This is a genomic window from Oceanobacillus sp. AG, from assembly GCF_009746545.1.
In the GTDB taxonomy this organism is placed as follows: domain Bacteria; phylum Bacillota; class Bacilli; order Bacillales; family Amphibacillaceae; genus Oceanobacillus; species Oceanobacillus indicireducens.
In genome coordinates, this window is record NZ_WOWT01000001.1 from 1 (window position 1) to 13,971 (window position 13,971).

At 42.1% G+C, this 13,971-nt stretch carries 12 protein-coding genes and 1 pseudogene; 10 read left to right on the plus strand and 3 right to left on the minus strand.

What is annotated here, in order from left to right; genetic code table 11:
* Nucleotides 1-208 precede the first annotated feature (208 nt).
* Nucleotides 209-892, plus strand: a complete 684-nt coding sequence (locus GN217_RS00005; protein WP_156854068.1) for a phosphoribosylaminoimidazolesuccinocarboxamide synthase — start codon at nt 209-211, stop codon at nt 890-892.
* A 171-nt stretch (nt 893-1,063) separates the two neighbouring features.
* Here GN217_RS00005 and GN217_RS00010 read toward each other — a convergent pair whose 3' ends face one another.
* Nucleotides 1,064-1,750 (minus strand): universal stress protein, encoded by a 687-nt coding sequence (locus GN217_RS00010; RefSeq protein WP_156854069.1) that lies wholly within the window; start codon nt 1,748-1,750, stop codon nt 1,064-1,066.
* A 466-nt stretch (nt 1,751-2,216) separates the two neighbouring features.
* On the opposite strand from GN217_RS00010, the gene GN217_RS00015 reads away from it, so the two are divergent.
* From GN217_RS00015 to GN217_RS00045, 7 genes are all read left to right on the plus strand, one after another.
* Nucleotides 2,217-4,628, plus strand: coding sequence for a Na+/H+ antiporter subunit A (locus GN217_RS00015; protein WP_156854070.1), 2,412 nt, complete (start codon nt 2,217-2,219; stop codon nt 4,626-4,628).
* Complete coding sequence (locus tag GN217_RS00020) at nt 4,615-5,037, plus strand: Na(+)/H(+) antiporter subunit B (RefSeq protein WP_156854071.1); 423 nt, start codon at nt 4,615-4,617, stop codon at nt 5,035-5,037. The genes GN217_RS00015 and GN217_RS00020 overlap by 14 nt, the downstream gene beginning before the upstream one ends.
* 3 nt (nt 5,038-5,040) lie before the next feature.
* Nucleotides 5,041-5,382 carry a Na(+)/H(+) antiporter subunit C gene (locus GN217_RS00025; RefSeq protein WP_156854072.1) on the plus strand — a complete coding sequence of 114 codons (342 nt, stop codon included), beginning with the start codon at nt 5,041-5,043 and terminating at the stop codon, nt 5,380-5,382.
* Nucleotides 5,375-6,850, plus strand: coding sequence for a Na+/H+ antiporter subunit D (locus GN217_RS00030; RefSeq protein ID WP_156854074.1), 1,476 nt, complete (start codon nt 5,375-5,377; stop codon nt 6,848-6,850). Before GN217_RS00025 ends, GN217_RS00030 begins: the two co-directional genes overlap by 8 nt.
* A 61-nt stretch (nt 6,851-6,911) precedes the next feature.
* On the plus strand, nt 6,912-7,394 hold the full coding sequence (locus GN217_RS00035; RefSeq protein WP_156854076.1) for a Na+/H+ antiporter subunit E: 483 nt from the start codon (nt 6,912-6,914) through the stop codon (nt 7,392-7,394).
* A complete protein-coding gene (locus tag GN217_RS00040) occupies nt 7,394-7,678 on the plus strand; it encodes a Na(+)/H(+) antiporter subunit F1 (protein ID WP_156854078.1) in 285 nt (94 codons plus the stop codon). Before GN217_RS00035 ends, GN217_RS00040 begins: the two co-directional genes overlap by 1 nt.
* On the plus strand, nt 7,656-8,039 hold the full coding sequence (locus GN217_RS00045; RefSeq protein WP_156854080.1) for a Na+/H+ antiporter subunit G: 384 nt from the start codon (nt 7,656-7,658) through the stop codon (nt 8,037-8,039). Before GN217_RS00040 ends, GN217_RS00045 begins: the two co-directional genes overlap by 23 nt.
* Nucleotides 8,040-8,091: 52 nt before the next feature.
* Here GN217_RS00045 and GN217_RS00050 read toward each other — a convergent pair whose 3' ends face one another.
* The gene (locus GN217_RS00050) at nt 8,092-9,108 is read right to left on the minus strand and encodes an LLM class flavin-dependent oxidoreductase (RefSeq protein ID WP_156854082.1); all 1,017 of its coding nucleotides are present in this window, start codon (nt 9,106-9,108) and stop codon (nt 8,092-8,094) included.
* 799 nt (nt 9,109-9,907) lie between these two features.
* Here GN217_RS00050 and rlmN point away from each other — a divergent pair.
* Together rlmN and GN217_RS00060 are read left to right on the plus strand one after the other, a co-directional pair.
* Nucleotides 9,908-10,976, plus strand: a pseudogene (gene rlmN, locus GN217_RS00055) (dual-specificity RNA methyltransferase RlmN).
* 35 nt (nt 10,977-11,011) lie between these two features.
* The gene (locus GN217_RS00060) at nt 11,012-12,313 is read left to right on the plus strand and encodes an acetyl-CoA hydrolase/transferase family protein (RefSeq protein WP_156854084.1); all 1,302 of its coding nucleotides are present in this window, start codon (nt 11,012-11,014) and stop codon (nt 12,311-12,313) included.
* Nucleotides 12,314-12,521: 208 nt separating this feature from the next.
* On the opposite strand, the gene GN217_RS00065 is transcribed toward GN217_RS00060, so the two are convergent.
* Complete coding sequence (locus tag GN217_RS00065; protein WP_156854086.1) at nt 12,522-13,811, minus strand: GGDEF domain-containing protein; 1,290 nt, start codon at nt 13,809-13,811, stop codon at nt 12,522-12,524.
* Nucleotides 13,812-13,971 lie beyond the last annotated feature (160 nt).

The window sequence follows — 13,971 nt, forward strand, 5'->3', positions numbered from 1 at the left end:
TTAGAACCTAACTTAAAATGCCAGGGGACCAAGCGAAGACATTCGCGCGGTAGCCGAAAAAGCGTACAACTATAGAGTGCCGGAAATACTGGGGTGAAGAGGGTACCGAGAAAAGCTTGACACAAACTATAAGCTCATGTTCTTTTTCAAGCGCAAATTTCTATGCTAAAATAAAAGGCATAACACACCCATAGAACTGAGGGATAAAATGAAGCGACTATACGAAGGTAAGACGAAAGATGTCTATGAACTTGATAATGGTAATTATTTATTGAAATTTAAAGACGATGTGACAGGGGATGCTGGTGTTTTTGACCCGGGTGCGAATACGGTTGGGATGACAATGGAAGGCGCAGGTCAGGCTGGGCTGAAGCTTACCACATTATTTTTCGAAATACTTAAGGAGAGAAATATTCCAACTCATTTTATTGCTAGTGATTTAGATAGGACAACGATGACCGTCGTACCGGCAGATGCTTTCGGTGATGGTTTGGAAGTTATTTGCCGCTACCGGGCAGCTGGCAGTTTCCTCCGTCGCTATGGCAAATACGTGGAGGAAGGGCAAGAACTAGAGAAGTTTGTGGAGGTTACGCTGAAAGATGACGAGCGTAATGACCCACCAATCAGCAGGGACGCACTTAGCATGCTCGGTATTCTTTCCGGCGGGGATTATGTGACGTTAAAACAATTAACTATTGATATTTCCGATATTATTAAGGAAGAACTCGCTCGGAAAAATATTGAGCTCTACGATATTAAACTTGAATTCGGCCGTGATAAAGAAGGGAATATTATCTTAATCGACGAAATCTCCGGCGGCAACATGCGTGTCTACCGTGATGGCAAAGCAATCGACCCAATTGAACTCGCGAATATCATGACCGCAGAATAAAAAAATACCCGGAACCTTGCATTGTTGCTCGTTCCGGGTATTTTTGTTTGTTGTATAGGAAACGTGTAAATTAAATGCTGTGCTAACTTAGGTATCCAGGGTTAGCCACGTCCGGAGCAAGCGCCCGCGAAACTTACTGTAAGGGCGCTTGCTCCTTTATTCTTGGTTACCCTAATGCTTCTCAACTTTCACATTCGGTTCATCTTTGATTTCCCCTATTGCTAGGTCGTCTGTTATATGGAGTTGGCGAGTTTTACCATGCTTTGTGACAAATTTAAAGATCCCATTGTTAAAGTCTGTGCCGATTTCTTTATAAAAGATTCCTTCATATAAGTTTTCTCTCGCCCTTGTGAAGGTAATCCGGTAATCGTCCCCGTCTTTGATTAAAAATGCACGAACGCCTTTTTCGAAATCGGTATCGGTATCGCTCTTTAGGGAACGGTCGACGGATACGATATGCACATCGACAAATGTTATTTCTTTCAAAATTGAATTGACGAAGGAACCTTTTGTAATTTCTTCCCAGCGGCTCTGTGGTGTCTGCCCGACAACAATTTGCGTGATGTTCCGGCTATGGGCGACTTCAGCTATTGCTTTTGCAACCGGGCGTTTTTCGTTATCGCGCAAGATGAATTCTTCGATACCAAGCTGATCGCATAACTCTTCCCAAGCCTCCACATAATTCGATCGTTCCGCATCGAAGTCGTCGTATGGCAGCGGGTCTACTGTCAGCACATATAATGGGCAATTCATAATTTGAGAAAGTTTATGTCCTCTCCGGATTAATCGCTCACCATTTGGCCCATAGTAAACACAGACTAAAATCCTTTCATCCATACGGCCTTTAATATTTTTCATGATGGCAAAATTCACCTCTTTATCCTAATTACTCTGCTGCTTAATTCACTTTGTTTGATGAAACTGTATCATTTTAACATGTATTCTAATGTTCGTGAAGACCTAATCGGAAAAATTTACTTCATGTTATAAGTATGTGGAAAGGGGAAAAATAGTAATACACAAATTTATTTTTAGGCCTCGCCAGTCTTCTGAAGTGCAAGCAGTTTAATATTCATGTATAATTAATACTTGTAATATCAATTCCACATAGGTTTTACTACAAAATCACATAATATTTTATAACATACTATTCAACATTCTTTGTTTCCGAATGGTTTGTTGCCCCTTAATTATCATACGCTTAACTTATTAAGTCAAGGTATCATGAAATAACTTCATATATACAACAACACCGGCATGTTTCTTGAAGAAATCCTGTATGTTTTATGCAGTCGACAGGTGACTTTTGATTGGAGGTTTGATTTTGGGAACTTTGAATTTCGTCGTACTTATACCCTTTTTAGCTGCAATGCTTATCCCGCTTTTCTATAAAAAAGGAACGCGGCTACATATCGGATTATTACCGATGATTGTTGCTGTATCATTATTTAGCTATCTTTTGTTTTATATACCTCAGATTGCAAACGGTAAGACTTTTTTGCACACCATTTCATGGATTCCTTCCTATGGAATTAACTTTACCGCTTATTTGGATGGGCTTAGCTTAATTTTAGCTCTACTTATTACGGGTATTGGAACACTTGTGATTCTATACTCAATTTACTATTTGTCTGAAAATGAACAGCTGGGACATTTTTATACGTATTTAATGTTGTTTATGGGTGCGATGCTTGGGGTCGTCCTATCTGACAACATGATGGTGCTTTATGTGTTCTGGGAGCTGACAAGTATTTCTTCTTTCCTCTTAATTGCATTCTGGTATCAGCGGAAGCGTTCCAGGGAAGGAGCGCAGAAATCATTACTTATCACGGTAAGTGGCGGTTTTGGTATGCTTATCGGATTTTTAATGATCTATACAATGACTGGAACGCTGAGTGTGCGGGAAGTTATTCAGATCATGCCGGAGATGACGGGGCACGGTTTGTTTGTGCCGGCCATGTTGCTCGTCCTCTTTGGGGCGTTTACAAAGTCTGCTCAATTCCCATTCCATATTTGGTTGCCGGATGCGATGGAAGCGCCGACGCCGGTCAGCGCGTATTTACACTCTGCGACAATGGTAAAGGCCGGAATTTATTTGGTTGCCCGTTTTACACCAGTATTTGGTGGTGAGGGGATATGGTTCTGGATTGTGACTGGAGTAGGGTTGTTTACGCTGTTTTGGGGTTCATTTCAGGCTGTGCGGCAAACAGATCTTAAGGCTCTTCTTGCTTTTTCTACGATTAGTCAGCTTGGGATGATTATGAGTATGTTCGGAATGGGCTCCGTTGCCCTTCACTTCGGTTATTCTACAGAATCTGTCTTTTACTCACAAGCAACCTTCGCCGCATTGTTCCATCTTGTGAACCACTCCACCTTTAAGGGTGCATTATTCATGGCAGTTGGAATTGTGGACCATGAAGTAGGGACTAGGGATATCAGAAGACTCGGAGGTTTGGCGACAATTATGCCGATTACGTTTACCGTGTCTTTGATTGGAAGTTTTTCCATGGCTGGTTTACCTCCATTCAATGGTTTTCTAAGTAAGGAAATGTTCTTCCAAGCAGCCGTTGATATTACCGAGCTTGGTGTATTTCATATGGATACAATCGGTAATTTGATTCCGATAGTAGCGTGGGTGGCAAGTATTTTCACTTTTGTGTACAGTATGATTATCGTATTTCAGACTTTTCTTGGACCATATAAGGAAGAAAGGCTGGAACGACCGGCAAATGAAGGACCTGGCGGTATGCTGATTTCTCCTGTTATTTTGGCAGGACTCGTCGTGCTTATTTTCCTTATGCCGAACATGCTTGGAAATTATATTATCCGTCCAGCGGTGGAAAGTGTGTTCCCGACCCTTGTAACAGAAATGAATTTAGGTGTAGAAATATCGGCTTGGCATGGGCTTAATACAGCACTTTGGATGACAATTGGTGTCATCGTGCTCGGTATCTTGCTCTATTCCTTCCCGAGAGCTTGGCGCTGGATCTATGCGATTTTCCCGATAGGCTGGTCGCTGAATACATTGTATAACTTCACACTGGAGCAAAGTGTTAAATCGTCCAGGAAGTTTACGAACAGTTATATGACAGGTCTTTTACGTCATTATTTAATGTATATTTATTTATTCTTTATCCTGCTCGTGGCAGGAGCCTTTGCCTTGACAGGATCATATGACTTTACGATTTCAGGTAATGCGGAGATATCAATTTTTGAATGGATCATTGCACTGACGCTGATTATTGCGGCTATTTCCATTCTGTTTGCAAAATCCCGGCTCACTGCTATTCTCCTAAATAGTGTTTTGGGTTACGGAGTTGCGCTGTTATTCGTTATCTTCCGAGCGCCAGACCTTGCACTAACGCAAATGGTCATTGAGACGGTAACAACCGTTCTCTTCCTTGTTGCTTATTATTTCTTACCGGAATGGAAGAAGGAAAACGAATCACGGAGAATAAATCTGTCGAAATTGCTTATATCAATAGGTTTTGGTGCATCGTTTACTGCCGTGGCTTTGGCAGTTCAAAATAATCGTTTGTTTGACCGGATTTCGACATACTTCGAGAACTCTTATGAACTTGCAGGCGGACGCAACATCGTGAATACGATTCTAAGTGACTTCCGTGGGTTTGATACGATGCTTGAAGTTGTTGTGCTCCTCATTGCCGGAATTGGAGTGTACTCCATTATTAAACTGAAGGCAGGAAATCGGGGGGATAAGTTTGAAAATCAATAATGTCATTTTGCGTACTGTTACGAAGCTTGCTGTATTTATTATCCTGACCTTGGCTGTTTACCTGTTTTTCGCGGGGCATAACAGTCCGGGCGGTGGATTTATTGCCGGACTTGCCCTTTCAGCTGCGTTTGTACTGCTGCTTCTCGTAACTGATATTGAAACGATCAAGAAGGGTATTCCGCTCGATTTCAAAAAGGTTGCTGCATTTGGAGCATTTCTAGCAGTTGGGACGGGCTTTGGTGCATTTGTATTTGATGTGCCATTTCTTACTCAAAGCTTCGGTAATTTTGTAGTACCTTTTTTCGGGGAAATTGAACTAAGTACTGTGACGATATTTGAAGCTGGTGTATCGTTCGCGGTAGTTGGGGTTGTAATTACGATTATCTTAAGTATTAGTGAGGATGTGTAGGCTATGGAAACATTGATGATCATCCTAACCGGCGTTTTGGTCACGATTGCGACTTATCTCGTCTTATCGAAAAGTGTGATTCGTGTCATTCTCGGAACGGCCGTCTATTCCCACGCCGCACATTTATTAATCATTACGATGGGCGGACTGAAGAAGGGGAATGTGCCGATTTTGGGAGATGACGACGTTAGTACATTTGTTGATCCGCTCCCGCAAGCGTTGATTCTAACATCAATTGTAATCAGCTTTGCGGTGACGGCCCTTGTGCTTGTACTTGCATACCGTGCTTATCAAACGCTTGGAACGGACAATATGGAAGAATTGCGAGGTAGGAAGTATGAATAATATTATTGTACTGCCGATGGCTCTTCCAATTATGCTTGGCATTATTCTGATCTTTTTAAGACCATATATAAAAACACAGCGGGTATTAACCGTCCTAGGATTGCTCGTGACAATCGGAATAAGTATCTATATGCTGCAGTGGATTCAGACGGACGGCATCATCCGACTCGATTTTGGGGGATGGGAGCCGCCATTTGGAATTCTGTTTGTAGCAGACTCTTTTGCAGTCATTCTTGTGACCGTCGCAAGTATCGTGACATTAATTTGTTTAATTTATGCTTTTTCTTCAATTGGCGAGAAAATAGAGTATATGTATTTCTACTCCTTTGTTAACTTCCTCCTCGCAGGTGTTAACGGATCCTTTTTAACAGGCGATATTTTCAACCTCTATGTAAACTTTGAAATTATGCTACTCGCTTCTTATGTATTAATCGTCCTCGGCGGAAAACGAATGCAGCTAAGAGAATCGCTTAAATATGTCGTTATTAATATTATTTCTTCCTGGTTTTTCCTCGTTGCTATCGCATATTTGTATGCACAGCTTGGAACCTTGAATATGGCACATATTTCAGTATTAATCAGTGAATCCGGACAGACACCATTACTGACAGTGACGAGTCTTGTATTCCTGATTGTTTTCGCTTTGAAATCCGGATTGCTTCTGTACTTCTGGTTACCAGGTTCATACAGTGCCCCACCAACTGCTGTTGCAGCTTTGTTCGGAGGATTGCTGACAAAGGTAGGAATATACGTCATGATCCGTGTGTTCACGTTGATCTTTTACCATGAACCGCAAATTACCCATACGATCATCGGGATTTTAGCTGGTTTGACACTCATTATGGGGAGTATTGGAGCGATTGCTTATAAAGATATCCGGCAAATTGTCGCTTATAACGTCATTATTGCGGTTGGATTTATCTTAGTGGGGCTTGCCGTCATGACACAGGAAGCACTGGAAGGCGCGGTTTATTATCTGATGCATGACATGGTTGCAAAATCCCTGCTCTTCCTGCTTGCTGGGACTATGATTACCGTGACAGGAGAGAAGCGGCTTGATAACATGAGTGGTTTAATCCGTAACTATCCTGTATTCGGATGGATGTTCTTTATCGTTATGCTATCTTTAGCCGGGGTACCGCCGCTGAGCGGTTTTATCGGAAAAGTACTTGTTGGTCAAGGGGCAGTTGAAGCGGGCTCTTATATTCTGCTCGCGCTCGGCTTTATTTCCAGTATCTTTGTCCTTTATTCCCTCTTAAGAGTTTTCTTGAATAGCTTTTGGGGAGAGACAATCATCAGTTTTGATGACGAGGTACCGATGAAGAAGGGCTGGATGGTTTCATTTGGCTTGTTCACAGCACTTATGTTTACTTTTGGACTCGGAGCAGAGTACTTCGCTCCCTTCGTAGCCGACGCAGCCAATACACTGCTCAACCCACAAATTTACATTGATGCTGTATTGGAGTAATTAATCTGCTGCTCGTTAGGAAGCAACAATGAGCAGCAGTCAAAAGAGGAGCTGACTATGGATGCCAGCACAATTTTTTCTAAACGTATTTATTGCTATATTATGGGTATTTATTAGTGATGAACCCGAACTGCAATTCACAACATTCGTGTTCGGATATATTGTCGGAATCGGAATCGTCTTCTTGATGCACCGACTATTCGGCGAGCGATTCTATCTCGCCCGTCCGTGGGCTTTATTCAAATTACTACTCATCTTTATCCGTGAGACATTCTCATCCAGCATTTGGGTATTGAAACATATATTAAGCCCAAAAGTAACCTATAAACCTGGCATATTTAAATATGAGACGCAAATGCGGGGAGAATGGGAAATCACTGCGATTTCATTACTTCTTACATTGACGCCGGGTTCAGTGGTCATGGAAGTAGCACCTGAAGAGGATTACTTATATATCCATGGGATGGATCTCGAGGAATCGAAAGAAATGTTGCTCAAATCCTTGCATACTTTCGAAAAAGCAATTATGGAGGTGACGCGCTAATGATTAACACATTACTCGTTACGTCGCTCATTCTGTTCGGGGTGGCGATTGCCATTACACTCATCCGGATTATTATCGGACCGAGCTTACCGGACCGCGTCCTTTCCCTTGATATGATTGGTGTTCAAATCATTTCATCACTGGCGATTATTTCAATACTCCTTGATACTCGTGCTTTCTTAGAAGTGATACTCGTGCTTGCTATCCTTGCGTTCATTAGTACGATTTCCTTCACGAAGTATATAGAGAGGGGTGTTATCATTGAACGTAAGCGTGATGATTGAATATGTCGGTGCCATTTTAATTTTTATCGGTTCATTGTTTGCGGTTGTCAGTGCCATCGGGAATATTCGATTTCCTGATGTTTATACTCGCTCTCACGCAGCAACGAAAAGTTCTACACTTGGTGTATTACTCACTTTAACAGGTGCGTTGATTTATATTTTGGAAAGTCAAAATTACTTCAGTGTACGCCTTGTACTAGGGATTGTTTTTGTGTTCTTAACTGCTCCTGTATCTGGTCACCTGGTTACAAGAGCTGCTTACCGGAGTAAAGTGAAGTTAGCGGATATCACACTCGAAGATGATTTAGAAGAAGTAATCCATGGGAAAAAAGAAGAATTGGAAGAAGATAATACAAATTGAAATTGGGACATAACTTTCTGCGTCTACCAGAAAGCTATGCCCTTTTTTGTAATCAATCGAATAGTTCTGCTACGATTTCATAAGAACGCAGGCGATCTTTCAAATGGAAAATCTGTGATCCGATAATCATTTCATCTGCTTGTGTTTCCTCTTGGAATGCGATGAGACGTTCCCTAACTGTATCTTTATCACCGACAATTGTCGTCCGTGGATCGAGCGATTCATAGACAGCGGCTTTTTCCATTGGAGACCATACACTATCCATACTTTCGATGGGTGGCTGAAGTTGTCTTGGTTTCCCGCGGCGCAAGTTAAGGAATTGCATATATTGGGAGCTTGCCAGATACTCGGCTTCCTCGTTCGTATCCGCTGCAATCACGTTTACCCCAACCATCGCATATGGCTTAGCGAGCGTATCGGACGGTTCAAAGTTGGCCCGATAAAGCTTCAATGCCGGAATGGTGTAGGCAGGTGCAAAGTGACTGGCAAAAGAGAAGGGCAGTCCCTTATGAGCAGCAAGTCTTGCGCTGAAGTCGCTGGAGCCAAGCAGCCAGATTGGAACATTCAATCCTTGACCGGGAATAGCTTTAACATGTGTCTTCGGTTCATCGGAAAAATAATCCTGCAATTCATTTACTTGCATCGGAAATTCCTCTGGTCCAGAATTCAGTGTTCTTCTAAGGGCAAAGGCTGTTGCCTGATCTGTTCCGGGTGCCCGGCCGAGTCCAAGGTCGATTCTTCCCGGGAAAAGCGATTCGAGTGTACCGAACTGTTCGGCGACAACAAGCGTTGCATGGTTTGGCAGCATAATACCACCAGCTCCAACCCGCATATGCTTCGTATTCCCAGCAATATGAGAAATGAGAACAGATGTCGCAGAGCTTGCGATACCGGGCATATTATGATGTTCAGCCAGCCAATAGCGGTTAAAGCCTAATCTTTCCACATGTTGAGCAAGTTCAACACTTTCCTTAAACGATTCTCTCGCATTTGAACCTTGGCGAATTGGTGCAAGGTCTAGTACAGACAAAGGGATTTTATTAAAAACTTTGGCATGTTCATGTTGCAATCCACTCACTCCTTTAATCTCATTACTCCACTTTCACATCCGAAACCTGTTCCACCTTATGATTGCATTCATTCAGCGTAAGTATTTTGTGCATTTATTTGATTGGCGTTCTAATTACCGTTCAGTTGCCCGGTGGGCGGATGCGCATCCTATAGGGCACAGCCGAAGCGTCGACGCACAGGACGTTAATGTCAGACGTTGCCACATGCCACATACGAGAGCGAACTTAGTCTGCCTCGGAAGAAAAGCACTTCCTGCGGGGTCTCATCGTCTCCGCTTTCCCGCAGGAGTCAGGGCAACTGAACTAGTAGTGATGAATTATTAGAATGGAAACTATCTCATCAAGATTAGCGTTCTATTCCTAAATGAAAAATAGTGATCCAAACTTGGCCTTTCATCGGAGCAGTCCAGACACCTCGAGACTCCTGCAGGAGGCCGGCTAAGAACGGTCACGTCCTGTGACCAACGCCGGCATTAGAACTTCCTGTTCGTCGAAAGGCATAGGTGAGACCCCGCAGGACGGCAGCCTGAGGAGGCTCACCAGCCGCCTGCGGAAAGCGAGAGGTGTCTGGACTGCGGACTTCCAATAGAAAGTTGCGCTTACGCTGAATGAAAGCAATCATTATGAAAGATATACTTTAGCTTGTGCAGATTATGAAAATGGAGTCATTACTATAAAGGATAAGCTTAGCAATAAATGCCGTCCAATTATCCGCTTATAAAGAAGAATCCGATTTGCTACTACCGAAAGATTAAAGTAAGATGAGAGAAGGAAAAGGAAAAGAAATGGGGAAACATCATGACTAAACTATCCATCTATGGATTAACATTTAAGCAATTGGAAGATTGGCTGATTGAAAACGGCGAGAAGCGTTTTCGAGCAAATCAAGTATGGGACTGGGTTTACAAGAAAAGAGTAAACCAGTTTTCCGACATGTCCAATGTCAATCAATCGACAATTCAATTATTGGAAGAAAATTATTGTCTTACCACATTAGAAGAAGAAGTTAAACAAGAATCTAAAGATGGAACGGTTAAATATCTCTTTAAGCTTGCGGACGGGAACGTGATTGAAACAGTGCTTATGCGGTTTGATTACGGTCTTTCCGACGACACAGGTCGGTTGTAATATCGGCTGTTCCTTCTGTGCAAGTGGATTGCTCCGGAAGAGCCGAGATTTGACGGGTGGCGAGATCGTGGAGCAGATCATGCATGTTCAGAAGAATTTAGATTTGAAAGGGAAGAACGAGCGGGTCAGTCATATCGTTGTCATGGGAATTGGTGAACCGTTAGATAACTTTAATAATTTAATGGACTTCCTTTACATTGTAAACGATGATAAGGGCTTGAATATCGGCGCCCGCCATATTACCGTATCAACAAGTGGTCTTGCCCATAGGATTTATGAGTTTGCCGATACAGGAATCCAAGTGAATCTTGCAATCTCCTTGCACGCTCCAAATAATGAACTGCGTACGCAAATTATGAAAATTAACCGAGCATTCCCGATCGAGAAGCTCATGCTGGCGGTTGATTATTATTTGGAGAAGACAAATCGTCGAATAACATATGAATATATTATGCTGCAGGGTGTCAATGATCGCAAGAAAGAAGCGAGAGAACTCGTCAAGCTTCTTTACAATCACCGTCACTTAGCCTATGTGAACTTGATTCCATATAATAAGGTCGATGAACATATCCAGTATGAAAGAAGTCATGTTGAGGCAATCCAGGAATTCCACCAAACATTGAAAGCAGGCGGGATCAATAGTGGTGTTCGCTGGGAAAATGGAGCAGATATCGATGCGGCATGTGGTCAATTAAGAAGTAAGCAAATCGCGAAAACAAGGAAAACAAAAGCGGTTTAATCTGAGGTTAATCGAGGGAAAGGATTATAAAACAGATGAATGGTTACTTAGCGCAGTATGAAGCAAAGAAGACAACAGCGGAGGGGATTGCCCAGCAAGTTAAATCAGGCTGGGTCTGTGGATCTGATATCGGTCTATCCACACCACCTGGGATTATTGCAGCGCTCGATCAGTATATAAAGGAAGAGAACTTGACCGACATTTATTATCATACACTTTTAGACTGGCTGCCAATGGGTGCTTATAGGGAAGAGTATCCTGGGATAACGGGGGTTTCCTGGTTTTCAGGTGGTTTTGCCAGAAAGGCGGTTAATCAAGGGATTGCTGATGTCATGCCAGCTTATTTCCGCGATATGCCGTCTTTAATTGAAGCACAAGAGCGGATCGATGCGATTTTTCTTGTGGTTGCTCCAATGGATGAGAATGGAAATTTTAGTACTGGGCCTTCCGCTTCTCTTAGTGAAGCTTTACTTAAGAAGGCAAAGCGCATCTATTTAGAAGTGAATCAATATATCCCGCATTCGGTAACTGGACCGAGTGTTCATATTTCTGAAGTGGAAGCATTGTGTGAGAATCATGTTAATCTGCCTGATTATCCACGTCCTAAGCTGGATGAAGTGAGTAAGCAGATTGCAAGCTTTATTGCTGAAGAGATTCCAGACGAGTCTGTTATTCAATTCGGAATTGGAGCTATTCCGGATGCGGTTGGTCAAGTCCTACGGGAGAAAAAGGATCTCGGTATCCATACGGAAATGCTAACGGAAAGTATGGTTGAATTAATTGAAGCAGGTGCAGTCACAAATGAGAAGAAAACATTGCACCGCGGACAGACCGTTACTTCCTTTGCCTTTGGCTCGAAGCGAGTGTATGATTTTATCCATGAAAACGAAGCGGTTACGATGCTGCCAATCCAATATATTAACGATCCGAGCATTATTAGACAGATTCCGAATTTCATGTCGATCAACTCAGGCCTTGAAATAGATTTCTTTGGACAAGTTTGTGCGGAATCGCTTGGAACAATGCATTTCTCAGGAACGGGCGGGCAGGTTGATTTTGTCCGTGGGGCTGTTCTATCTCCCGGAGGAAAAAGTTTTCTTGCTTTTCCCTCCACAGCAAGAGGCGGAACGGTAAGCAGAATTAAATCCATTCTCTCACCAGGTTCGATTGTAACGACGAGTAAGAATGATGTTAATTACATCGCTACAGAGTATGGAATCACAAACTTACGTGGAAAAACACTCGGTCAACGTACCAAGGCATTAATTGGGTTAGCTCATCCGAAATTCCGAGATAAACTATTATTCGAAGCAAAAAAACGAAATATTATTATATAAAGTGAAACTTCATTCAGTGGGGTTTCCTTACCTCCCCCACTGAAAGTTAGTTGAACAGAATCAGGGATTTACGGACTGTATATCCCCACCTTCACATATTGTTTTCCCTCATGTTTAGAAGTGGGGATATATTACTGACCGTTAATCCGTGATAAAAAACAGCCGGGGCGCAACTGGTTGTTTTTATTTTACTTTACTTTACTTTACTTTACTTTACTTCTGCATTGGAAACATTGCTTTCGAACTGACCACAGAGCGGCTCATTGCGTATGCCATTTTTTGAAATAACCTGGTTTTTTCCAAGCCCTTTTGCTTTGTAAAGTAGGTCATCTGCTTGAACATAGCCCTGCTTAATATCTATCTTCTCTAGGGTGGTGAAATAATACATGCCAAAGGAAGCTGTGCAGCTGATGAAAATTTCTTCAGAACGGTACTTCGTAACAATCTGAAGCTGTTCGATTTCATGTTGAATGGTCTTTATTAATGCCTCACATTCACTAAAGGATCGATTTCGCAAAATAATGGTAAACTCTTCTCCACCACTGCGAAACAAAAAGTCATTTTCCCCAAGTAAACTCTTCAGGCGTTTTGCAACATGATGGATGACATAATCCCCGACTGTATGATTATACGTATCATTGATCTGCTTGAAATTATCAATATCACAAACAGCAATACCAATCGTTTCATCTGAGCCGTTCAATTCATTCATTACCTTATTCATAAACGTGCGGTTGTGGAGCTTCGTCAGGAAGTCGGTGTAAGCCATTTGCTCGAAACGGTCGCGTTCCATCTTATGTTGGATACTTTGTGATTTAAGTACAGCAGCACGGCTAGATAAATAATTTAAAAGGAAGAGGGCGAGCATCAATTCCCAGCGTCCTTCCGTAATGAAAATAAACAGAAGTCCGTTTGAAATTGCTTTTTGGAGTGAGTCTGCTTTACTTCTTGCTTTGATAAAATTAATGCTATCCACTCGGGTCTGCATATCTCCCATACTATAAAATACCCCGAGAAGCAGTACAGAAGAAAGCATATCGATCAGAAATACGATTAAAATAAGGAGAATCCAAAAACCGAATAATGGTATTTGATCGAAGTACGGAAAAAGCCAATAATACAAGTAAAATCCGAGCGAATGAAGAATGGTCGGCGCTCCAATATTATAAAAGGTATGTAAAAATTCATCTTCATCAGCCGTATCTGTTTTCTTCCGGTAAAGAAAAACATAAAATCGGTTGATTACTTCAAATAAGAAAAGCCCGAGTGGTCCAGCGGCAAGTCCGAATGAAAGACCATATGAGACACTATAATCAATATTGACCCGACCGGTTTTAACAATTGTTTTTAAATGCGAGTAAAATGTAGTGAATAGTAAGTAAATTACTAGTAACTGGGTGTATAATGTTATATCAATGTGAATTGGTCCGGAAAATATCGCTATTCCAAATGAAACGAAAAAAACGAATAAAATATAAGCTTTCAATCGTTTTGTCATCTCTATTTTCCCCTTCCCATTACAATAGAAAGAAATGAGTCCAAATCCCTAGTACTTAACTATCATACCATAAAACTCTAAATTGGGACAGGGGGGTGGGGGGGGTTTTGGACCAAGAAGGGGGGCCAAAGAACTGTTCCCCCCCGCCCCCCACACAGAT

What these genes read in the sequence shown, in the direction of transcription:
- GN217_RS00005 (WP_156854068.1), top strand. Translation starts at nt 209, where the DNA reads ATGAAGCGACTATACGAAGGTAAGACGAAAGATGTCTATGAACTTGAT.
- GN217_RS00010 (WP_156854069.1), bottom strand. Translation starts at nt 1,750, where the DNA reads ATGAAAAATATTAAAGGCCGTATGGATGAAAGGATTTTAGTCTGTGTT.
- GN217_RS00025 (WP_156854072.1), top strand. Translation starts at nt 5,041, where the DNA reads ATGGAAACATTGATGATCATCCTAACCGGCGTTTTGGTCACGATTGCG.
- GN217_RS00030 (WP_156854074.1), top strand. Translation starts at nt 5,375, where the DNA reads ATGAATAATATTATTGTACTGCCGATGGCTCTTCCAATTATGCTTGGC.
- GN217_RS00035 (WP_156854076.1), top strand. Translation starts at nt 6,912, where the DNA reads ATGCCAGCACAATTTTTTCTAAACGTATTTATTGCTATATTATGGGTA.
- GN217_RS00040 (WP_156854078.1), top strand. Translation starts at nt 7,394, where the DNA reads ATGATTAACACATTACTCGTTACGTCGCTCATTCTGTTCGGGGTGGCG.
- GN217_RS00060 (WP_156854084.1), top strand. Translation starts at nt 11,012, where the DNA reads ATGAATGGTTACTTAGCGCAGTATGAAGCAAAGAAGACAACAGCGGAG.
- GN217_RS00065 (WP_156854086.1), bottom strand. Translation starts at nt 13,811, where the DNA reads ATGACAAAACGATTGAAAGCTTATATTTTATTCGTTTTTTTCGTTTCA.